This window comes from Cupriavidus gilardii, from assembly GCF_013314895.1.
Taxonomy (GTDB): domain Bacteria; phylum Pseudomonadota; class Gammaproteobacteria; order Burkholderiales; family Burkholderiaceae; genus Cupriavidus; species Cupriavidus gilardii_C.
The window spans coordinates 37,041-58,037 of the sequence record NZ_JABTYE010000014.1 but is presented as its reverse complement, the minus strand read 5'-3'; the positions used below and the strand labels follow the sequence as shown (position 1 = coordinate 58,037).

Genomic DNA, 20,997 nt, shown 5'->3' with positions numbered 1-20,997 from the left:
CATGCCCCTGATGGCCGGCTTCCTTTCCAGCCTGGCGCTGATCATCCCGATCGGCGCGCAGAACGCCTTCGTGCTGCGGCTTGGCATCCGGCGCCAGCATCGCCTGCCGGTCGCCCTGCTGTGCGCCACGTCCGATGCGCTGCTGATCGGCGTCGGCATTGCCGGCCTCGGCGCGCTGCTGCACGCGCATCCCGGCTGGCTGACGCTGACGCGCTATGGCGGCGCGGCCTTCCTCGCGATCTATGGTCTGATGGCCGCGCGGCGCGCGTTCGATGCAGGCAAGGTCGAACTGCAGGCCTCGGCGCCGCTGCCGCTGGCAACCGCGCTGATCACCTGCCTGGCCTTCACCTTCCTGAATCCGCACGTCTACCTCGATACCGTGGTGCTGCTCGGCGCGCTGGCCAGTCAGCATGGCAGCGATGGCCGCTGGACCTTCGGCGTCGGCGCGGCGCTGGCCAGCCTGTCGTGGTTCCTGGCGCTCGCTTATGGCGCCGGACTGCTGGCGCCGCTGTTCCGGCGCCCGGTGGCATGGCGCTGTCTGGACGGCGCCATCGCCGCGGTGATGCTCGGCCTCGCGTTGACGTTGGTGCTGGGCTAGCAAAAGCGGCCAGGTACGGCAACGGCGCCCCCCCGGCTTCAATGCGGCCGAATTCTGCATTGCACAAATTTGTGCGATGTAACACGGAACTGACTTTCGCTGCGGCCGGACGAAGAGTTGTTCCGCCGTACGGCACCGCGACCACGATGCACTGATGCAGTGCACTAACGTATCAACGCACGTGGCACCTGCGTGGCCGTCGTCTCCAACCGTCCGCATAGCAGGGAGCCACCATGGAAGTCGCCAAACGCCTGATGCTCGAGAACCGCGCCTGGGCCACCGAAGTGTTGTCACGCGATCCCGACCGCTTCAAGCGCCTGTCCGTGCGACAGTCGCCCGACGTGCTGTGGATCGGCTGCTCGGACAGCCGCGTGCCGGCGGAGCTGATCACCAATGCCGAGCCGGGCGATCTGTTCGTGCACCGGAACATCGCCAATCTGGTGTGCGAAGACGATCCCAATCTGATGAGCGTGCTGCAGTACGCGCTCGAGGTGCTGCGCGTGGGCAACGTCATCGTCTGCGGGCATCAGGGCTGCGGCGGCGTGCGTGCGTCGCTGGCGCGCGTGCCCGAGCTGCCCCACGTCGATGCGCGGCTTGACGAGATCCGGCAGGTCTATCGCGCGCATTGCCGCGAGCTCGATCGCCTCGATGGCGACGACGCCCGCACCGCGCGGCTGGTCGAACTGAACGCGATCGCGCAGGTGCGCAAGCTGGCCGAGATGCCGCTGGTACGCAAGGTGTGGGACAGCGGCCGAACGCTGCGCCTGCATGCGTGGATCTACTCGCTGGAAACCGGCCTGCTGGAGGAGCGGCTGTGCCTTGACGGCACGGAGGCGGTGGCTGGCCTCGAACCGCTGGCCGCCTGAACCGACCCCGCGTGATCTCACCGCGTGATCTCACCGCGTGATCTCACCGCGTGATCTCACCGCGTGAACCCACCTATAGCATCGAGCCCATGACCTCCGCGCCCCCTACCCCGACCGTCTCCAACGCGTCCTTGCGCGACGCCTATCTCCGCCACCTCGGCCGCGACATTCCGGCCGGCGTGGTGGTCTTCCTCGTTGCCCTGCCGCTGTGCCTGGGCATCGCGCTGGCCTCCGGCGCACCGTTGTTGTCTGGCCTGCTGGCCGGCGTGATCGGCGGCGTGGTGGTCGCCATGCTGAGCGGCTCACAGTTGAGCGTCAGCGGCCCGGCGGCCGGCCTGGTCGTGATCGTCGTTGGCGCGATCTCGACGCTCGGCAGCTTCTCCGCCTTCCTGGTCGCGGTGATGCTGGCCGGCGCGCTGCAGGTCGTGTTCGCGTGGCTGCGCGCCGGCGATATCGCCGCGCTGGTGCCGTCGGCCGTGATCAAGGGCATGCTCGCCGCGATCGGGCTGCTGCTGATCCTCAAGCAACTGCCGGTCGCGCTGGGCCTGCCCTCGTCCGCGCCGCTGGACAGCCGGCTCGTCGACGAGGCGGGCCTGGCCGAGGCCGCACAGCAGGCGCTCGGCATGGTGTCCGGCACCAATCTGACGGTGGCGGCGGTGGCGCTGGCAATCCTGGTGCTATGGGATACCGATTTCGTGCGCCAGCGCCGCGCGCTGCGCGCCCTGCCCGCGCCGCTGCTGGCGGTGCTGTGGGGCGTGCTGTACCAGCGCTTTGCGGCGCATGCGAGCCCGGATGCCGCGCTGGCGCCCGATCATCTGGTGCAGCTGCCAGCCATCGATGGTCCGGCCTCGCTGCTGGCCGAACTGGTGCGGCCGGATTTTTCGGCGCTGGCCAATCCCGATCTGTACGTGGTCGCGCTGACGTTGGCGATCGTTGCCAGCCTGGAGACGCTGTTGAGTCTGGAGGCGGTAGACAAGCTCGACCCGATGCGCCGCGTGGCGCCGCCCAATCGCGAGCTCTACGCGCAGGGCGTCGGCAACATGATGGCCGGCCTGCTCGGCGCGCTGCCATTGACGGCGGTGATCGTGCGCAGCTCGGCCAATATCAGCGCAGGCGGCCGCACCAAGGTGTCGGCGGTCGTGCATGGCGTGCTGCTGCTGGCCAGCGTGCTGTTCCTGTCCGATCTGCTGCGCTGGATTCCGCTCGCGGCCCTGTCCGCCATCCTGCTGCACGTGGGATACAAGCTGGCCAAGCCCGCGCTGTTCGTCGAGGCCTGGCGCAAGGGCCCGGCACAGGCCCTGCCGTTCGTCGTCACGATCGCGGCCATCCTGGCCACCGACCTGCTGTTCGGCATCGCCATCGGCATGGCGGTGGGGATCGCGTTCACGCTGCGCCATCACGCGCAGAGCGCGATCTCGCTGACGCGCTACGAGGATTGCTATCTGCTGCGGCTGCACAAGGACGTGTCCTTCTTCCACAAGGCGCAGCTGCGGCGCCATCTGGCGAAAGTCGAACCGGGCGGCAAGCTGATCATCGATGCGACCCGTTGCGAGCGCATCGACCACGATATCGAGGAAACGTTGACCGACTTCCAGCGGGCGGCGCGCGTCGCGGACATCGACGTCACGCTGCGCACGCCGGGGCCGGCGTCGCGCTTGCCGGCGGCATTGGCCGCCGCCGGCTCGTAGCGGCCGCCCGCCCAGCGAACGGGCGAGCAACCGGCGATCAGACAGCCTTGATCGGCTCGATCGCCATCTCCTTGAGCTTGAGCTCGACCGCCTTGCCCTTGCGCGCGCGCTTGCCGACATAGGGCAGCAGATTGGCGCCGGCCAGCTTCTGCGACGACGCCTTGCCGCCGCGGCCCTGCCCGGACACCATCAGTCCGGGCGCGCCCACCGCGGCGACCTGCTGCAGCGTCTCCTTCGGCTCGAGCTCCATCAGGATCACGCCGCGTCCGCCGCCGGACAGCACCTTGATCTCGTCGAGCGCGATCAGCAGCAGGCGGCCGTTGCCGGACAGGCAGGCCGCGTGCGTCGCCTCGTCGCCGATCGGCGCGGGCGCCAGCGGTGCATCGCCATCGTCGAGCGTCAGGAACGACTTGCCGCCCTTCTGCCGGCTGATCATGTCGCCGATCTTGCTCTGGAAGCCGTTGCCGTTGCGCGTGGCAATCAGCATGCGCTGATCGGCCGTGCCGGCGAAGGTATGCGCGATCTGCGTGCCGGCCTGCAGCTCGACCAGCGTGGTCAGCGGCACGCCGTCGCCGCGGCCGCCCGGCAGCCCTGCCACCGGCACCGAATAGACGCGGCCATTGGTGCCGAAGGCCAGCAGCACGTCGATGGTGCGGCATTCGAAGGTGCCGTACAGCGCGTCGCCGGCCTTGAACGTGAACTGCTGCGGTTCGTGGCCATGGCCCTGGCGCGTGCGCACCCAGCCCTTCTGCGATACCACCACGGTGACCGGTTCGTCGATCACGCGCACCTCGGCGGCGGCACGGCGCTCTTCCTGGATCAGCGTGCGGCGCGGGTCCTTGTCGGCGGGGCTGTACTGCCTGGCGTCGGCCTCGATCTCCTTGATGATGCGACGGCGCATCATCGTCTCGGACTTGAGCAGCACGTCCAGCTCGGCCTGCTCTTCGCGCAGGTCCTTCAGCTCCTGCTCGATGCGGATCGATTCGAGCCGCGCGAGCTGGCGCAGCCGGATTTCGAGGATGTCCTCGGCCTGCCGCTCGGACAGGCCGAAGGCCTGCATCAGCGCCGGCTTGGGCTCGTCGCCTTCGCGGATGATGCGGATCACCTCGTCGATATTGAGCAGCACCAGCATCCGGCCTTCGAGGATATGGATGCGGTCCTCGACCTTGGCCAGCCGATGCCGGCTGCGGCGGGTCACCGTCTCGAAGCGGAAGGCGATCCATTCGCGCAGGATCTCGATCAGGCCCTTCTGCCGCGGACGGCCGTCGGTGCCGATCATCACCAGGTTGATCGGCGCGCCCGATTCCAGGCTGGTATGCGCGAGCAGCGTCTGCGCAAATTCCTGTTGGTCGATGTTCTTGCTCTTGGGCTCGAACACCAGACGCACCGGCGCATCCTTGCCGGACTCGTCGCGCACCGCGTCGAGCACGCCCAGCATGGTCTGCTTGAGCTGCAGCTGCTCGGGCGTCAGCGACTTCTTGCCGGCGCGCACCTTCGGATTGGTCAGCTCCTCGATTTCCTCGAGCACCTTCTGCGCCGAGGTGCCGGGCGGCAGCTCGTTGACCACCAGTTGCCACTGGCCGCGCGCCATGTCCTCGATCACCCAGCGCGCGCGCACCTTCAGGCTGCCGCGGCCGTTCTCGTAGATCTGCGCGATCTCCGCCGCCGATGAGATGATCTGGCCGCCGCCGGGATAGTCCGGACCCGGCATCAGCGCCAGCAGCTCGGCCAGCGTGATGTTCGGATTGCGGATCATCGCCACCGTGGCGGCGGCGACCTCGCGCAGATTGTGCGGCGGGATTTCGGTGGCCATGCCGACCGCGATGCCCGACGCGCCATTGAGCAGCACGAACGGCAGCCGCGCCGGCAACAGCTTCGGCTCTTCCATCGAGCCGTCGTAGTTCGGCGTGAAGTCGACCGTGCCCTGGTCGATCTCGTCGAGCAGCAGCCGCGCGATCGGCGTCAGGCGCGCTTCGGTGTAGCGCATCGCCGCAGCGCCATCGCCGTCGCGCGAGCCGAAGTTGCCCTGGCCGTCGATCAGCGGATAGCGCAGCGAGAAGTCCTGCGCCAGCCGCACCAGCGCGTCGTAGGCCGACTGGTCGCCGTGCGGGTGGAATTTGCCCAGCACGTCGCCGACCACGCGCGCCGACTTGACCGGCTTGGCGTCGGCGCGCAGGCCCATCTCGTGCATCGCGAACAGGATGCGACGCTGCACCGGCTTCTGGCCGTCGGCCACTTCCGGCAGCGCGCGGCCCTTGACCACGCTGATCGCATAGTCGAGATAGGCCCGTTCGGCGTAATGGGCCAGCGTCAGCGAATCGGCCGGCTCGTCGGGTTGAAACGTAATGTCTTGTTGTTCCATGGATACTCAATACCTGCCGCCAGGGCCCTGAAGGGCCATCAGATGTCGGCCACGACTTCGTTGCCGCGTTCCTCGAGCCAATTGCGCCGCTGCGCGGCCTCGCCCTTGCCCATCAGCATGTTCATCACACCGACCGTCTTCGGCAGGTCGTATTCGCCCAGCGCCACCGGCAGCAGCCGGCGCGTGTCGGGGTTCATCGTGGTCTCCCACAGCTGCTCGGCGCTCATCTCGCCCAGGCCCTTGAAGCGCGAAATCTGCCACGCGCCTTCCTTGACGCCGTCCTTGATCAGCTTGTCCTGGATGGCCAGCAGTTCGCCGTCGTCGAGCGCGTACAGCTTCTGCGCCGGCTTCTTGCCGCGCGCGGGCGCGTCGACGCGATACAGCGGCGGGCGGGCGACATAGACGTTGCCCTGCTCGATCAGCTTGGGGAAATGGCGGAAGAACAGCGTCAGCAGCAGCACCTGGATATGCGCGCCGTCGACGTCGGCATCGGACAGGATGCAGATCTTGCCGTAGCGCAGGTTCGACAGATCGGGCTCGTCGTCCGGGCCGTGCGGGTCCACGCCGATCGCCACCGCGATATCGTGCACCTCGTTGTTGGCGAACAGGCGGTCGCGCTCGGTCTCCCAGGTGTTCAGCACCTTGCCGCGCAGCGGCAGGATGGCCTGGAATTCCTTGTCGCGGCCCATCTTGGCCGAGCCGCCGGCCGAGTCGCCCTCGACCAGGAACAGCTCGTTGCGCGACACGTCGGTCGATTCGCAATCGGTCAGCTTGCCGGGCAGCACGGCCACGCCGGAGCCCTTCTTCTTCTCGACCTTCTGCGCAGCGCGCGTGCGCGCCTGGGCCTGGCGAATCACCAGCTCGGCGAGCTTCTTGCCATAGTCGACATGGTGGTTCAGCCACAGCTCCAGCGCCGGGCGGCTGAAGGTGGAGACCAGCCGCACCGCGTCGCGGCTGTTCAGCCGTTCCTTGATCTGGCCCTGGAACTGCGGGTCCAGCACCTTGGCCGACAGCACGAACGAGGCGCGCGCGAACACGTCCTCGGACATCAGCTTGACGCCCTTGGGCAGCAGCGCGTGCATCTCGATAAAGCTCTTGACCGCCTGGAACAGCCCCTCGCGCAGGCCCGACTCGTGCGTGCCGCCGGCCGGCGTGGGGATCAGGTTCACATAGGACTCGCGCACCGGCGCGCCTTCCTCGGTCCAGGCCACCACCCACGACGCGCCCTCGCCCTCGGCGAAGCCTTCCTCGCCGGCATTGGCATCGGGATCGGCGAAATGCTCGCCCTCGAACATCGGGATCACCAGCTCGGCGCCGCTGCCTTGCGCCAGCGCCTCGACCAGATAGCCCTTCAGGCCCTGGTCGTACTGCCAGGTCTGCACGGTCGGCTCCTGGCCGCCGCTCTTTTCGATGATCAGCGTGACCTTGACACCGGGCAGCAGCACGGCCTTGCTGCGCAGCAGGCGCTGCAGCTCGGCCAGCGGAATCGTCGCCGAATCGAAGTACTTCGGGTCCGGCCAGACCTGCACGCGGGTGCCGTTCTTCTTCTCGCCGCGCTCGATCTTGCGCGTGGTCAGCGGGGAGGTCACGTCGCCGCCGGAGAACGTCAGCGTGGAGAAATTGCCGTCGCGCCAGACCGACACGTCCAGCCGGGTAGACAGCGCATTGGTCACCGACACGCCGACGCCGTGCAGGCCGCCGGAGAACGCATAGGCGCCGCCCTTGCCCTTGTCGAACTTGCCGCCCGCGTGCAGCCGGGTGAAGACGATCTCGACGACCGGCACCTTTTCCTCGGGATGGATGCCGACCGGAATGCCGCGGCCGTCGTCCTCGACGCTGACGCTGCCGTCGCGGTGCAGGGTGACGACGATCTCGCTGCCGAAGCCGCCCAGGGCCTCGTCGGAGGCGTTGTCGATGACCTCCTGCACGATGTGCAGCGGGTTATCGGTGCGGGTGTACATGCCGGGTCGTTGTTTGACCGGCTCCAGTCCTTTCAGGACGCGGATGGAAGATTCGCTGTACTGACTGGGTTTGCTCGCCATGGAGTCGTTACGAAAGTGGGAATCGCGGCCGCCGGACATCCGCTTCGGAGGGCCGGCCAGGCCGGGCAGCCTGCATTGTAATGGAACGCCGGGGCCGCCAATCCCGTATCAAGCGCGGAATTCTGCCCGTTCCGGCGCGGCCGGCGTGCCTGGTTACGGCCGCGCCGCAGGCTCGCCGGCGCGGCCCCCGGGCCACCCCGCCGGCATAAAACCCTGGCCGCGCGGGTGAATTCGGCGGCGGCCGACGCGCCTTTTCGATGCGGAGTACACTCGCCAGCACGATTGCCCGGCAGGGCAACGCGACGGCAACGAACAAGACAACAACGACAACGGCAACACCCTCCGAACCGAGCCACACATGCCAAGAAAAGAACTCTCCCTGACCACCGTGCTGATCTGCGGCGGCCTGCTCGTCACGCTGTCGATGGGCATCCGCCACGGCTTCGGCCTGTTCAACCTGCCGATCACGCAGGCGCACGGCTGGAGCCGCGAGACCTTCGCCTTCGCGCTGGCGCTGCAGAACCTGATGTGGGGCGTGGCGCAGCCCTTTGCCGGCGCGCTGGCCGACAAGTTCGGCTCGGTCAGGGTGATGCTGGTCGGCGTGGCGCTCTATGTCGCCGGCCTGGTGGTGATGGCGCTGGCCTCTAGCGGCACCGCGTTCGCCTCGGGCGCCGGCATCATGATCGGCATCGCGCAGGCCGGCACCACCTACAGCGTGGTCTACGGCGTGATCGGCCGCGTCGCCAGCCCCGAGAAGCGGGTCTGGGCGATGGGCATCGCCGCCGCGGCCGGCTCGTTCGGCCAGTTCCTGATGATCCCCGTCGAGCAGGGCCTGATCTCGGCGATCGGCTGGCAGAACGCGCTGTTCGTGCTGGCGGTGATGGCCTGCATGATGCTGCCGCTGGTCGTCGCGCTGCGCGAGCCGAAACAGGGCAGCGCCGCGCCGGGCTTCCAGCAGACCATCGGCCAGGCGGTCAAGGAAGCGTTCGGCAACCGCAATTTCCAGCTGCTGACGCTGGGCTACTTCGTCTGCGGCTTCCAGGTCGTCTTTATCGGCGTGCACCTGGCGCCGTACCTGAAGGACCGCGGCTTCACCGATCCCAAGGTCGCCACGGTGGCGCTGGCGCTGATCGGTCTGTTCAATGTGTTCGGCACCTATACCGCCGGCGCGCTGGGGCAGCGCATGCCCAAGCGCTATCTGCTGTCGTTCATCTACCTGAGCCGCTCGATCGTGATCGCCGCCTATCTGCTGCTGCCGCTGTCGGCGTTCAGCACCTGGGTGTTCGCCGCGATCATGGGCGCGCTGTGGCTGTCGACGGTGCCGCTGACCAACGGCATCATCGCGCAGGTGTTCGGGGTGCAGTATCTGTCGATGCTGTCGGGCGTGGTGTTCTTCTCGCACCAGATCGGCAGCTTCCTCGGCGCGTGGCTGGGCGGCTATCTGTACGACCGCACCGGCGCCTACGACATCGTCTGGGGCATCGCCATCGCGCTCGGCGTGGTGGCGGCGCTGGTCAATCTGCCGATCCGCGAGCAGGCGCTGGTGCGCCCGCAGGCGGCGGCCGCCTGATCATGACGACCCGCGCGCTGCGGATCATGGGCGCCGCCACGCTGGCGGCGGCGCTGGTGCTCGGCTTTATCGGCTATCTGCAGCCGGGGTTCATGGTCGATCTGACCAATATGGTGCTGGCCTGGTGTGGGTGAGGGCATTGGGCGCCCAATGCCCTCACCCCCCTCTCCCGCGCGCGGGAGAGGGGAGAAAACCGGCGGGACTCGGTCCGACAGCAGCCGATGAACCGACGCGCCCCTCTCCCGCTCGCGGGAGAGCGGCCGGGGGAGAGGGCAGCGTACCGACGCCGCCCTAGCCTTCCCCGCGGCTCTTCGCCTCCAGCACTTCCCAGCGCTCCAGCGCTTCCAGCAGTTCCATCTCGATCTCGTCGAAGCGCGCCGCCAGCTGTGCGGCGCGCGGCGGATCGCTGACGTACAGCGAGCCGTCCTCGAGCTGGCCGCCGATCGTCTTCTGCTCGGCCTCCAGCGCGGCGATGCGCTCCGGCAGCGCTTCCAGTTCGCGCTGCTCCTTGTACGACAGCTTGACAGTGCGATTGGCGCCGCGCGCGTCGCGGCCGGCCGTCCTGGCGACCTCGTCCGTGCCGGCGGGCTTGCCGGCATCGGCGCCCTTGCGTTCGGCGCCCTTCTGACCGGCCTGGCCCTGCTGACCCTGCGCAGCCGTGCTGCGCGCCGATTGCTGGACCCAGTCCGAATAGCCGCCGACATACTCGCGCCAGCGCGCCTCGCCTTCCCAGGCGATGGTCGAGGTCACCACGTTGTCGAGGAAGGCGCGGTCGTGCGACACCAGGAACACGGTACCGCCGTAGTCCTGCAGCAGCTCTTCCAGCAGTTCCAGCGTTTCGATATCGAGGTCGTTGGTCGGCTCGTCGAGCACCAGCACATTGGCCGGCCGCGCGAACAGCCGAGCGAGCAGCAGGCGGTTGCGCTCGCCGCCTGACAGCGACTTGACCGGCGAACGCGCGCGCTCGGGCGCGAACAGGAAATCGCCCAGATAGCTCATCACGTGCTTGCGCTGGCCGTTGACCTCGACCCAGTCGCTGCCCGGGCTGATGGTGTCGGCCAGCGACGTCTCCAGATCCAGCTGCGTGCGCATCTGGTCGAAGTACGCAACCTGCAGGTTGCTGCCGTTCTTGACCGTGCCGGCGTCGGGCGCCAGGTCGCCGAGGATCAGCCGCAGCAGCGTGGTCTTGCCCGCGCCGTTCGGGCCGATCACGCCGACCTTGTCGCCGCGCATGATGGTCGCGGTGAAGTCTCGCACCACGGTGCGGTCGCCGAAGGACTTGGTCACGTCGATCAGCTCGGCCACGATCTTGCCCGAGCGGTCGGCCTGCGAGACTTCGAGTTTGACGTTGCCCTGCACCTCGCGTCGGGCGGCGCGCTCGTTACGCATCGCCACCAGCCGCTGGATGCGCGCGACGCTGCGCGTGCGGCGCGCCTCGACGCCCTTGCGGATCCAGACCTCTTCCTGCGCCAGCAGCTTGTCGAACTTGGCCTGTTCGACCTGTTCGGCGGCCAGCATCTCGGCCTTGCGCGTCTGGTAGGCCGCGAAGTTGCCCGGGAAGGACACCAGCTTGCCCCGATCGAGCTCGACGATGCGCGTGGCGACGCGATCGAGGAAGGCGCGATCGTGGGTGATCAGCAGCACGCTGCCGCGAAAACCCAGCAGCAGATCCTCCAGCCAGCGGATCGCTTCGACGTCGAGGTGGTTGGTCGGCTCGTCCAGCAGCAGGATGTCCGGCTCGGCCACCAGCGCCTGCGCCAGCGCCACGCGCTTGCGCGTGCCGCCGGACAGCGCTTCGACCCGTGCGACCGGATCGAGCCCCAGGCGTGCCAGCGTCGTCTCGACGCGCGTGCGCAGCTGCCAGGCGTCGGCCGCGTCGAGCTCCGACTGCAGCCGATGCAGTTCGGCCAGCGTAGCCTCGTCGTGATGTTCGGCGAGCCGGTTGGCGGCATGCTCGTACGCGACCAGCAGATCGTGCGCGGCACCCATGCCCTGCGCGACCGCATCGAACACGGTCAGCTCGGGCGCGAATTCCGGTTCCTGCGGCACATAGGCGGTCGTGATGCCCTGCTGCCGTGCGATCAGCCCGTCATCGGGCGCAGCGAGTCCGGCCACGATCTTCAGCAGCGAGGACTTGCCCGAGCCGTTGCGGCCGATCAGGCCGACCCGTTCGCCGGCCTCCAGCGAAAAGTCGGCATGGTCGAGCAGTGCCACATGGCCAAAGGCCAGCTGGGCGTCGGAAATGGAGAACAGGGCCATGACAGCGAGGGAAGGAGGCGCAGGATGAAGGGTCGCGAGCGCCGAGGCGGACCAGACGGACGCGGCGTGATGGTGGCATGAGCGTCGCACGGCGCGCGCACGGCCGGATCGGCGGCGAGCCGGCATTGTAGAGCATGGCGCCGCGGCGGCGCACCGGGCGCCGACGAACGGCTAGCGCGGCATTGCCGGCAGGCGCAAGCTAGCCTGCGCACCGCCCTCCGGCCGGTTGCCCAGCGTCAGCTCCCCGCGATGCAGCAGCGCCACCTCGCGCGCGAAGCATAGACCCAGGCCGGTGCCTTTGTCGCGGCCGCCCGGCCGCGGCAGGGAATAGAAGCGTTCGAACACCCGCGGCAGCGCGTAGTCCGGGATGCCGGGGCCCGCGTCGGCGACCGTCACGGCGAGCGCCTCCCCGTGGTCGCCGCGCTCGCGCCGCAAACCCAGCGCGACGGTGGTGCCGGCCGGCGCGAAGTCGATCGCGTTCTCGACCAGGTTGGCTAGCGCCTGCCGCAGCAGGAACGGGTCGCCCAGCACCTCGGCATGGCCGGCATCGATCTCCACGCGCGGCGACAGCACGACGCCACGCTGCCGCGCCCGCGGCTCGAGCTCGGTCGCCAGTTCCGCCAGCAGCGGTGCCAGCGCGACAGGCCGCGGTGCCTCCAGCCGCTGGCGCTGCTCGACCTCGGCCAGCGCCAGCAGCTTGGCGACCATCTCGGCCAGCCGCCGCGCCTGGCTGTCGATATTGCCGACGAAGCGGGCGCGGTCGGCGGCCGGCATGTCCTCGCGCAGCAATTCCGCCGCGCCCCGGATCGCCGCCAGCGGGCTCTTCATCTCGTGGGTCAGCGTGTGGATGTAGTGCTCGACGTACTGCTTGTCCTCGAGCCGCAGGCGCATGGTCTCCATCGCCCGGCCCAGCTCGGCCAGTTCGCCGCGGCCCGAGAGCGGCATCGCGGCGCGCTCGCCGGCCGCCACCGCACGCGCATAACGCCGCAGCCGGCGCAGTCCGTTGGCCAGCCACAGCGTGCAGGCCAGGCCGATCGCCGCGGCCACGCCCATCAGCAGCAGCCCGTGCAGCAGGATGCGGTGCTGGCTGCGCGCAATCACCGGCGCCATCACCGCGTTGGGCTTGGCCACCGTCAGCACGCCGAGCAAGCGCTCGCCGTCGCGGATCGGCGCGGCGACATACATCACGGTGCTGCCCTCGTCGTTCGGATCGCTGCGCGTGCTGCGCGCCCCGTACTTGCCGCGCAGCGTCAGGTAGACGTCGTTCCAGCGCGAATAGTCCTGGCCTACCGCGGTGCCGGCCGTATCGAAACGCACGATGCCGGCCGTGTCGGTGACATAGACGCGATAACCGATTTCGCGCTTGCGCAGGCCCCACAGTTCGGCGTCCAGCGGCGCGTCGCGCAGACCGGTCAGCTGGCGCGCGAACGCGCCGTCGGCGATGCGGCCCTCGCGCATGTCGTCGGCCGCCAGCGCGGCGAGCGCGTGCGCGGTGTCGATCAGCGTGTCCTCCATCGCCTGACGCACGCCCGGCTTGACCTCCTGTACGAACACGCGCAGCGTCAGCCAGGCCGCAGCCCGACGATCAGGAAGAAACCCAGGAAAATGCGCAGACCGATCCGCATGCGTACCGGTCCCGCTCAGATCGCGAGCGAATAACCCATGCCGCGATGGGTGCGGATCGGGTCGTCGTCGCCGGCCGCGCGCAGCTTGGCGCGCAGCGTCTTGACGTGGGTGTCCACGGTGCGGTCGCTGGTGTCGAGCGCGTCGTCCCAGACCAGGTCCATCAATTGCGCGCGCGAATAGATGCGGCCGGGATGGTCGGCCAGCAGCGCGAGCAGGCGGTATTCGTAGCGGGTCAGGTCGAGCCACTGGCCGCGGTAGGCCAGCCGGGCGCCGTCGCGATCGTGCAGGAACGGCGGCGCGGCCTCCTGCGCGGCCTTTTGCGCGGGGACTGGCGCCGCGCCCTCGCCCCGGCCGCGCATGCGACGCAGGATCACGCGCACGCGCGCGGCCAGTTCGCGGGGCGAGAACGGCTTGACCACATAGTCGTCCGCGCCGATCTCCAGCCCCACGACACGATCGATCTCCTCGTGGCGCGCGGTCAGGAAGATCACCGGCACATCGGAGAAGGTGCGCAGCGTGCGGCAGACCTCGAAGCCGTTCAGGTCAGGCAAGCCCACGTCGAGGATGACGAGGTCGACCGGCCGCGCGCGCAGACGTGCGATGGCATCGCCGCCCAGCGCACAGTGCTCGACCTGCATGCCTTCGGTGCGCAACGCATAGAGGATCGTATCGGCAATGGCGGACTCGTCGTCGACCACCAGGATCGACGGGACATGCGTGGCGTTGGCTTGCATGGAAGGGCTTGCAGGCGGCTGCGGCGGAAAATGGGAGGCAGGAAGCGGGTCCGTCATTCTAGTCGAGCGCGCCGAGGGCGGCCCCGCCCTGCCGCTGGCGCCGTCGATGGAAGTAGAGCCGCTGCGCGGCCCAGCGCAGCGGCGGGGAATACAGCATCCACTCGAACAGGCGATCGGACTGGCAGCGGTCGAACAGCCAGCGCAGCACGCGCTTGGCGCGAAAGCGCGGCGTGGCGCGCGGCACGGCACGCTCGGGTGCCGGCCCGCCCTCGCGCAGATGCGCGGCGATCGCGGTGCCGATCGTCTCGCCGTGCTCCCACGCCGAATGGATGCCGCCCGCGGTGACCGGGGACACCACGCCGGCCGCATCGCCCGCCAGCAGCACGCCGTCGCGGCCCAGCGGCAGCACCGGTCCGCCGCAGGGAATCAGCCCGGCGCGCGTCGATGCCGGCACCGCATCGTCGGGCACGCCGAGCAGATGCCGCACGCGGGCGAGAAAGCCGTCGATATCGGGCGTGCGCGGGCCGCGGCGGCGGCGCCGCAGCGCCAGGCCCATCTGCACGCCGGTGGGCGTTTGCGCGGCCCAGCCGAGATAGCCGGGCGCAAAACGCTTGCCGACGAAGCAGTGCAAGGCCCCCGGCTCGGGCAGGGTCAGGCCGTCGAACTCGTACTCGATGCCGTAGAGGAAGTCGCGTGGGCCAGGAAGGCCCAGCCACGCCGCCACGCGCGACTTGGCGCCGTCGGCGCCGACCAGGTAGCGGGTGCGGCCGATGCCCGGAATGCGCCAGCGATCGCCATCGCGCATTGCCTGCACGAAAGGGGTGCCCAGGTGCACCACCACGCCATGCCGCGCCAGCTCGTCGACCAGCCAGCGCATCAACGCCGGCGTATCGGTGGTCAGGAAGTAGTAGCCGGGCGCGTCAAGCCGCAGGCTGCGCAGCGCCGGCGAATAGAGCCGGACCTGCTCGACGCGGCGGAAGCAGTGCGCCGGCGCACGGCCCAGCCACGTGCGCTCGGCCGCCTCCTTGACGACGATGCCGGTGGTATGGAGCTTCGCGCCCGGATCGCGCTTGCGCTCGAGCACCGCTACGCGCAAGCCGGCACGGGCTGCCGCCAGCGCGCAGGCGGCGCCGGCAAAGCTGGCGCCGACGACGATCACGTCGTAGTCGGCCGTGGCGGCGGACTGCGGAAAGACGGTCGTTGCGGAATCGAAAGCGGAATCGGAAGCAGAAGCGGATTCGGAAGCGGGAGCGGAGTTCGGGACGGACACTGCGGGACGGAATGGCATCATGCCGGGCTCCTGTTGCGTCGGTGACAGGCAGCGCAGTGTCGCGGTCGATTGTGAAGACGGCGTGGAGTCCATGTGTGGCGGGGTGCCACCCTACGCACCATCGATGCCGATCAACGGTCCACAAAAAAGAACAGCCCGCGACATAGGCGGGCTGAAGAGTCTCTCCTCGGTGCCCTGCTCCCAAGGCACGGCCTCACTGTATCGGGACGGCGGCGGGCGCTCCAGTCGGACAAATCCGTAAGGGAAAACGCCTGTAGGCCGCCGGCGGTCTCCCGGCCGCGTCGACGATGCCGCTCGCTCGTGCGAAGATGTCGCCCTCAACGCACTGCAGCTCCCGCTCGCCAGCGCATTCGCGCGTTCCGACTGCCGTTGCCGATCGCCGCCGTGTCGATCGCCGCAACGCCGGCTCGTCAACCGCGATATGCGATCGACCGCACCGACCGAACCCAATCGCCATGCCCTCCGCCACGCTCAAAGTCTCCGATCTTTCCGTTTCGGCCGTCGTCGCCGGACTGGTCGCCATGCTGACCGGCTACACCAGTTCGCTGGTGTTGATGATCCAGGCCGGACAGGCCGCGCATCTGAGCGATGCCCAGATCGCCTCGTGGATCTGGGCGCTGTCGATCGGCATGGGGGTGACCACCATCGGGCTGTCGCTGCTCACACGCGTGCCCATCGTGATCGCGTGGTCCACGCCGGGCGCGGCTCTGCTGATTGCAAGCCTGCCGGGCGTGCCGTACGCCGAAGCGATCGGCGCCTTCCTGCTGGCGGCGCTGCTGATGACCGCCGCCGGCCTGACCGGCTGGTTCGACCGGCTGATGCGCGCGTTGCCGGCCAGCATCGCCGCCGCGCTGCTCGCCGGCATCCTGTTCCGCATCAGCATCGACGTCTTCGTGCAGGCGCAACACCAGACGCTGCTGCTGTTGCCCATGTTCGCGGCGTACTTGCTCGGCAAGCGCTGGTGGCCACGCTATGCGGTGCCGGGCGTGCTGGTGATCGGCGTGGCGCTGGCCGGCGTACTGGGGCAGCTGCATTTCGAGCAGTTCCATTTCGCGGTGGCCGCGCCTGTGTGGACCACGCCGTCCTTCTCGCTGCAAGCCTTCGTCAGCATCGCGATTCCGCTGTTCATCGTCGCGCTGGCATCGCAGAACATCCCTGGCCTGGCCGTGCTGCGTGCCGACGGCTACCACGTCAAGGCTTCGCCGCTGATCACGGTGGCCGGCATCGCGTCTGCGGTGCTGGCGCCGTTCGGCTCGCACGGCATCAATCTGGCCGCGATCACGGCAGCCATCTGCACCGGTGCCGAGGCGCATCCGGACCCGGCGCGGCGCTATACCGCGGCGGTGGTCTGCGGCATCGGCTACCTGGTCGCCGGCACGCTGGCCGCCAGCATCGCGGCGCTGTTCGCCGCCTTCCCGCAGGCGCTGGTGATCGCCGTGGCGGCGTTCGCGCTGCTCGGCTCCATCGCCAGCGGCCTGACCACGGCGATGCAGAACCCCGGCGAGCGCGAGGCCGCGCTGCTGACCTTCATGATCACCGCCTCGGGCATGACGCTGGCCGGCATCGGCTCGGCGTTCTGGGGCGTGGTGGGCGGGATCGTCGCGCTGTGGGTGCTGCGGCCGCGGGAAGGGCGTTGAACGTCAAGCGCGACGGGGCACCTCAGCGCTGACAGGAGGCGTGAGACAACGACGCATGCGATCCCACTACGCCCTGTTCTTGATGCTTTCGTCGACTCGGTACAAGCGCAGCATCCCCAGGCGATTTAGCGTAGTAGCAAAATACGGCAAGACGCGCTACATCGCCTACGCCCCGATCGGCACTCGCCTGCACTGCCTGGTCTTCACCCTACGAGGCGACACGCTGCGGGCCATCAGTCTACGCAAGGCCAATTTCCGAGAGGTGCGAGACTATGAACAGGAAATCTAAGCTGACCCTGCCGAGCGCCGACGAGGACGCGGCGATCGCGCGGGGCATCGCGAAGTCTCACCGAATGCTGCCGCAAGGCTGCTGAGCCCCGGATGACACTACGAGACGAATATCTGCAATCGGTACTGGAGTGGGCAAGCGCCGCGGACGCGGTGCTGGCGCTGATCCAGACCGGTTCGCTGGCACGCCGGGACACTTCCGCTGACGAGTATTCCGACCTCGATATCGAGATCATCTCGTCCGATTCCGATGCCTTGGCCAGGGACGATGATTGGCTGCACCGGATTGGCTCTCTGATCACGGTGTTGCGTCTCGAAGCCGGCAGCGATCAGCCATGGCCGACGCGGCTCGCGATATACCGGGGCGGCGTCAAGGTCGACTTCACCGTCGCCGGTATCGAACGCCTGCGTCGAATGGCCGCGCCAGAAGGTCTGGACAACCTCTATGCGCGCGGCTATCGCGTCCTGCTGGACAAGGCGGGAGTTGCCGCATCGCTGCCGCCTCCGCCGTACCGCTTCCCCGTTGAACCACTGCCTTCACAGCAGGAATTCCAGACGAGTGTCGAAGAGTTCTGGTTCGAAGCCTTTCATGTCCCCCGGTATCTGGCACGCGGCGAGCTGTGGCTGGTCAAGCAGCGCGACTGGACGATGAAGACGCTGCTGCTGCGCATGGCGCAATGGCACGCGCTGGCGCTGCACGGCGGCAATGTCGATATCTGGCACAACGGTCTGCGCATGGAACAGTGGGCCGAGCGGGATTCCTGGCATGCAATGCAGCAGGTATTCGGACGCTTCGACACCGCCGATGCACGACACGCTTTCGAGGCCACGGTCCGGCTCTATGGGCGCCTGGGACGAGAGGTGGCAGAGCGCGCGGGACTGGAATATCCGCAAGCCTGCGAAGATCAGATCCAGGACCTGAATCGGGCGGTGCTGTCGCGCCTTGGCGGCTGAACGACGAACGGCCATGCACGGCCATCCGCACGGCCACCTGCCGGCGGCCTAATCGAACTCCATGCCCCCGTCGCGATGCAGCTGTCCCAGCCGCCGAAGCTGCTCGGGCAGGATGCGGGCCACCGACAACGGCGGCAGCGCATCGAGATCGAAGAAGCCGACCTGATCGGTCTCGCCATCGGTAGGCGCACCCGCCGCGACGATCTCGCCCTCGAACACCAGCTTCCAGATATGGAACGGCGAGGCGGGATGCCGGTGCTTGCGCATGTCCCACAGCGCCAGCAGGCGGCCGATGCGGACCGTATAGCCGCTCTCCTCCCTGACCTCGCGCGCCGCGTTCTCCGCCGGCGTCGCGCCGACATCGGCCCAGCCGCCTGGCAGCGACCACAGGCCCTCGGCCGCTTCGCGCACCAGCAGCACGCGGCCGGCCTCGTCGAACACGGCGCAGCGTACGTCGAGCTTCGGATTGGCGTAGCCCACTTCAGGCATGAACAGCCGCGCGACGTCCTGCGCATCGCCCTCGGCCAGCGCGGCAATCTGAGCGTGCGCGATGGCCGCGATCTCGCGGTAGCGCTCGGCATCGAAGGGATCGCGGCTGAAGTGCAGGCCCGTCTGCGCGAGGGCCAGCAGGCGGCGGGCTTGATCGAGTCGGTTCGGCATGTGTGCCTGGGGCCGTGAACTAGCGCTTCGTCACGTCGCCGGCGAACGACTGGATCTTGCGCGTCGGGCCCGACACGATCAGCAGATCGCCCGGCAGCACGCGCGTGCTCGGTGTGGCGTGCTGGAAGTCCTCGTTGGCGCGCTTGACGCCGACCACCGTGACGCCGGACTTCTCCCGCACGCCCGATTGCGCCAGCGTCTGGTTGTGGGTCGACGTCGGCGCATGGACCTTGGCGATCGCGAATCCATCGTCGAACTCGATGAAATCCATCATGCGACCGGTGATCAGATGCGCGACGCGCTCGCCCATATCCGCTTCCGGATAGACGACGTGATGCGCGCCGATGCGCTGCGCGATCTGCCCGTGCTCGGCCGACATCGCCTTGACCCAGATGTCCTTGATGTCCAGTTCGGTGAGCGTCATGATCGTCATCAGGCTGGCCGCAAGGTCCGAGCCGATGCCGACGATGGCATGGGCGAAGTCGGCCACGCCCAGCTGGCGCATCACGTTGACGTTGGTCGAATCGGCCTGCACCGCATGCGTCAGGTAATTGCCCCAGACCTGCACGGGCTCCGCTTCCTTGTCCAGGCCCATCACGTCGTGGCCCAGGCGCATCAGCGATTGCGCGACCGAGCTGCCGAAGCGGCCCAGCCCGATCACGACGACGCTGTCGCCCTTCGAGAAGGAAAACTGCTCGGTAAATAATCTAGCCAACAATTGGGTGCTCCTCTGGATAGCGGAACGGCATGCGGCGCTCGCCCAATACCAGCGATGCCGCCAGCGTGATGGTGCCCACCCGGCCGGCATACATCAGCAGGATCAGCGTCAATTGGGCCGGCACCGGCAGATCGCCGGTGATCCCCGTCGACAGCCCCGTCGTTCCGAAGGCGGCGATGACCTCGAAGATGATCTGATCGGTCGGCACGTCGGTCGTGCGCAGCAACACCAGTGTACCGAGGGTGACCATCGCGCTGCCAAGCACCAGCACCGTGATGGCCTGGCGCTGCGCCGACGCGCCGAGCCGGCGGCCGTATGCCTCGCAGTCGCTTTGCCCGCGAATCTCGGCGATCACCAGCAGGACCAGGATGGCGATCGTGCCCACCTTGACGCCGCCGGCGGTACTCGCGCTGCCGCCGCCGACGAACATCAGGAAGTAGTGCAGCGCCCACGTTTCGGGCGTGAGCAAGCCGATGTCCAGGGTATTGAAGCCCGCTGTCCGTGCCGCTACCGATGCGAACGCCGCGGACAGCAACTTGTCGGCGGCGGACATTGGGCCCAGCGTATTCGGATTGGTCCATTCGAACAGCAGCACCCCAATGAAGCCCATCGCCAGCAGTACCGCCGTGCCGGCGAGGGTCAGCTTGGTATGCAGCGACCAATGATGGGGGCTGCGCGCCTTGCGCCGGACATCGTGCAGCACGGGGAAACCGATACCGCCGACCACGGTCGCCAGCATCACCGGAATCAGGATCAGCGCATCGGCGGCATAGCGCGTCAGGCTGTCCGCATGGATCGAAATGCCGGCATTGTTGAAGGCGGACACCGCATGGAACAGTCCGCTCCACACGGCCTCGCCCCATGGCAGGTCATGGGCATAGCGAAGCCGCAGCGTCAGAAACATCGCGACGAGGGCCTCGGACGCCAGCGTCACCGCCAGCACCAGCCGCGCCACGCTGGTCACGTCCCCCATGCCCAGCGAGCGCGTCTCGACCTGCGTGATCAGCTTGGTGCGCAGCCGCAGCGAGCGGTTGACCATCAGGCCCAGCAGGGTCGCCGCGGTCATCATGCCGAAGCCGCCGATCTGGAACAGCACGAGAATCACGGCCTGGCCAAAGCCGGACCAGTAGGTGCCGGTGTCGACGACCACGAGCCCCGTCACACAGACCGCGGATACCGCGGTGAACACGGCCGTCAGCCAGGGCACGGGCTGCCCGTCCGCCTGGGAGATCGGCAGGACCAATAGCAGCGTGCCGAGCGCGATCGCCAGCAGGAAGGCCAGCGCGACAACGCGTGGCGGATGCGCGATGGATTTCATCGGTCGGCCATTGGCGAATCGACGTTGCGGGTCTCGTGCATGCAGGAGATCGCTGGTTGTTGTCCTTCCATCTTGTCGACTCCGTGAAGGCCCTTCACCACGGCGCCGGAGCCTGTCCCGGCGCTACGGCAGGAGGCCGCCGATTCTACACTGGCCCTTTCGCATCGAACCTCCATGGTCGTGCTGCCGCGCCATGCGCGCAAGCACCTCGCTCGCCATTGCCACCGTTGCTGCGGTCGTCACGGTGATCATGGTTGCCACCGTTGCCACCGTTGCGCGCGTGGTTGTAAGCCGCATTGGCGCCGATGACAAGGCTCGTTAATCACCGTTGCAAAATCGAACAGAATGTCAGACGCCTCGCCGCTACAGTGAGCCTTCCCTTGCCT

16 protein-coding genes and 1 pseudogene are annotated in these 20,997 nt (G+C 68.3%); 8 read left to right on the top strand and 9 right to left on the bottom strand.

Annotation, left to right across the window (positions count from 1 at the left end; all coding sequences use genetic code 11):
* Position 1 precedes the first annotated feature (1 nt).
* The 3 genes from HTY53_RS15090 to HTY53_RS15080 all read left to right on the top strand — a co-directional run bounded on the left by HTY53_RS15090 (position 2) and on the right by HTY53_RS15080 (position 3,152).
* Positions 2–598 (top strand): LysE/ArgO family amino acid transporter, encoded by a 597-nt coding sequence (locus tag HTY53_RS15090; protein ID WP_174107421.1) that lies wholly within the window; start codon positions 2–4, stop codon positions 596–598.
* 233 nt (positions 599–831) lie between these two features.
* Positions 832–1,464 carry a carbonic anhydrase gene (locus HTY53_RS15085; protein WP_174107420.1) on the top strand — a complete coding sequence of 211 codons (633 nt, stop codon included), beginning with the start codon at positions 832–834 and terminating at the stop codon, positions 1,462–1,464.
* An 89-nt stretch (positions 1,465–1,553) separates the two neighbouring features.
* Complete coding sequence (locus tag HTY53_RS15080; RefSeq protein WP_174107419.1) at positions 1,554–3,152, top strand: SulP family inorganic anion transporter; 1,599 nt, start codon at positions 1,554–1,556, stop codon at positions 3,150–3,152.
* A 37-nt stretch (positions 3,153–3,189) separates the two neighbouring features.
* On the opposite strand, the gene parC is transcribed toward HTY53_RS15080, so the two are convergent.
* Together parC and HTY53_RS15070 are read right to left on the bottom strand one after the other, a co-directional pair.
* Complete coding sequence (gene parC / locus HTY53_RS15075) at positions 3,190–5,514, bottom strand: DNA topoisomerase IV subunit A (RefSeq protein ID WP_174107418.1); 2,325 nt, start codon at positions 5,512–5,514, stop codon at positions 3,190–3,192.
* Between the two features lie 38 nt (positions 5,515–5,552).
* Positions 5,553–7,556: a DNA topoisomerase IV subunit B gene (locus HTY53_RS15070; RefSeq protein WP_174107417.1), complete on the bottom strand. Its 2,004-nt coding sequence runs from the start codon at positions 7,554–7,556 to the stop codon at positions 5,553–5,555.
* A 358-nt stretch (positions 7,557–7,914) separates the two neighbouring features.
* Between HTY53_RS15070 and HTY53_RS15065 the strand changes: the two genes are divergently transcribed.
* Together HTY53_RS15065 and HTY53_RS24935 are read left to right on the top strand one after the other, a co-directional pair.
* A complete protein-coding gene (locus HTY53_RS15065) occupies positions 7,915–9,126 on the top strand; it encodes an MFS transporter (protein ID WP_174107416.1) in 1,212 nt (403 codons plus the stop codon).
* 2 nt (positions 9,127–9,128) lie between these two features.
* Positions 9,129–9,260, top strand: a complete 132-nt coding sequence (locus tag HTY53_RS24935) for a hypothetical protein (protein ID WP_302480484.1) — start codon at positions 9,129–9,131, stop codon at positions 9,258–9,260.
* A 157-nt stretch (positions 9,261–9,417) separates the two neighbouring features.
* Here HTY53_RS24935 and HTY53_RS15060 read toward each other — a convergent pair whose 3' ends face one another.
* From HTY53_RS15060 to HTY53_RS15045, 4 genes and pseudogenes are all read right to left on the bottom strand, one after another.
* Positions 9,418–11,385, bottom strand: a complete 1,968-nt coding sequence (locus tag HTY53_RS15060; RefSeq protein WP_174107415.1) for an ATP-binding cassette domain-containing protein — start codon at positions 11,383–11,385, stop codon at positions 9,418–9,420.
* Between the two features lie 171 nt (positions 11,386–11,556).
* Positions 11,557–13,010 (bottom strand): annotated as a pseudogene (creC, locus tag HTY53_RS15055) (two-component system sensor histidine kinase CreC).
* Positions 13,011–13,025: 15 nt separating this feature from the next.
* Positions 13,026–13,745, bottom strand: coding sequence for a two-component system response regulator CreB (gene creB / locus HTY53_RS15050; RefSeq protein WP_174107414.1), 720 nt, complete (start codon positions 13,743–13,745; stop codon positions 13,026–13,028).
* Between the two features lie 58 nt (positions 13,746–13,803).
* Entirely contained in the window at positions 13,804–15,036 is a 1,233-nt protein-coding gene (locus HTY53_RS15045) for an NAD(P)/FAD-dependent oxidoreductase (protein WP_254599967.1), read from the bottom strand.
* A 455-nt stretch (positions 15,037–15,491) separates the two neighbouring features.
* Here HTY53_RS15045 and HTY53_RS15040 point away from each other — a divergent pair, with 455 nt between their 5' ends.
* Positions 15,492–16,673: a benzoate/H(+) symporter BenE family transporter gene (locus tag HTY53_RS15040; RefSeq protein WP_174107413.1), complete on the top strand. Its 1,182-nt coding sequence runs from the start codon at positions 15,492–15,494 to the stop codon at positions 16,671–16,673.
* A gap of 381 nt (positions 16,674–17,054) precedes the next feature.
* Positions 17,055–17,915, top strand: a complete 861-nt coding sequence (locus tag HTY53_RS15030) for an aminoglycoside 6-adenylyltransferase (protein WP_174107412.1) — start codon at positions 17,055–17,057, stop codon at positions 17,913–17,915.
* Between the two features lie 48 nt (positions 17,916–17,963).
* Here HTY53_RS15030 and HTY53_RS15025 read toward each other — a convergent pair whose 3' ends face one another.
* From HTY53_RS15025 to HTY53_RS15015, 3 genes are read right to left on the bottom strand one after another with little or no spacing between them, the layout of a single operon-like run.
* On the bottom strand, positions 17,964–18,575 hold the full coding sequence (locus HTY53_RS15025; RefSeq protein WP_174107411.1) for an NUDIX hydrolase: 612 nt from the start codon (positions 18,573–18,575) through the stop codon (positions 17,964–17,966).
* 19 nt (positions 18,576–18,594) lie between these two features.
* The gene (locus HTY53_RS15020; RefSeq protein WP_217435630.1) at positions 18,595–19,290 is read right to left on the bottom strand and encodes a potassium channel family protein; all 696 of its coding nucleotides are present in this window, start codon (positions 19,288–19,290) and stop codon (positions 18,595–18,597) included.
* Positions 19,283–20,611, bottom strand: coding sequence for a TrkH family potassium uptake protein (locus HTY53_RS15015; RefSeq protein WP_174107409.1), 1,329 nt, complete (start codon positions 20,609–20,611; stop codon positions 19,283–19,285). Before HTY53_RS15015 ends, HTY53_RS15020 begins: the two co-directional genes overlap by 8 nt.
* 193 nt (positions 20,612–20,804) lie before the next feature.
* Between HTY53_RS15015 and HTY53_RS24930 the strand changes: the two genes are divergently transcribed.
* Complete coding sequence (locus HTY53_RS24930) at positions 20,805–20,933, top strand: hypothetical protein (protein ID WP_302480482.1); 129 nt, start codon at positions 20,805–20,807, stop codon at positions 20,931–20,933.
* Positions 20,934–20,997 lie beyond the last annotated feature (64 nt).

Coding starts and splice junctions, on each gene's coding strand:
- HTY53_RS15025 (WP_174107411.1), bottom strand. CDS start 18,575: ATGCCGAACCGACTCGATCAAGCCCGCCGCCTGCTGGCCCTCGCGCAG.
- HTY53_RS15090 (WP_174107421.1), top strand. CDS start 2: ATGCCCCTGATGGCCGGCTTCCTTTCCAGCCTGGCGCTGATCATCCCG.
- HTY53_RS15070 (WP_174107417.1), bottom strand. CDS start 7,556: ATGGCGAGCAAACCCAGTCAGTACAGCGAATCTTCCATCCGCGTCCTG.
- HTY53_RS24935 (WP_302480484.1), top strand. CDS start 9,129: ATGACGACCCGCGCGCTGCGGATCATGGGCGCCGCCACGCTGGCGGCG.
- HTY53_RS15045 (WP_254599967.1), bottom strand. CDS start 15,036: ATGATGCCATTCCGTCCCGCAGTGTCCGTCCCGAACTCCGCTCCCGCT.
- HTY53_RS15040 (WP_174107413.1), top strand. CDS start 15,492: ATGCCCTCCGCCACGCTCAAAGTCTCCGATCTTTCCGTTTCGGCCGTC.
- HTY53_RS15065 (WP_174107416.1), top strand. CDS start 7,915: ATGCCAAGAAAAGAACTCTCCCTGACCACCGTGCTGATCTGCGGCGGC.
- HTY53_RS15030 (WP_174107412.1), top strand. CDS start 17,055: ATGACACTACGAGACGAATATCTGCAATCGGTACTGGAGTGGGCAAGC.
- HTY53_RS15060 (WP_174107415.1), bottom strand. CDS start 11,385: ATGGCCCTGTTCTCCATTTCCGACGCCCAGCTGGCCTTTGGCCATGTG.
- HTY53_RS15080 (WP_174107419.1), top strand. CDS start 1,554: ATGACCTCCGCGCCCCCTACCCCGACCGTCTCCAACGCGTCCTTGCGC.
- HTY53_RS15015 (WP_174107409.1), bottom strand. CDS start 20,611: ATGAAATCCATCGCGCATCCGCCACGCGTTGTCGCGCTGGCCTTCCTG.
- HTY53_RS15085 (WP_174107420.1), top strand. CDS start 832: ATGGAAGTCGCCAAACGCCTGATGCTCGAGAACCGCGCCTGGGCCACC.
- parC (WP_174107418.1), bottom strand. CDS start 5,514: ATGGAACAACAAGACATTACGTTTCAACCCGACGAGCCGGCCGATTCG.
- HTY53_RS24930 (WP_302480482.1), top strand. CDS start 20,805: ATGCGCGCAAGCACCTCGCTCGCCATTGCCACCGTTGCTGCGGTCGTC.
- creB (WP_174107414.1), bottom strand. CDS start 13,745: ATGCAAGCCAACGCCACGCATGTCCCGTCGATCCTGGTGGTCGACGAC.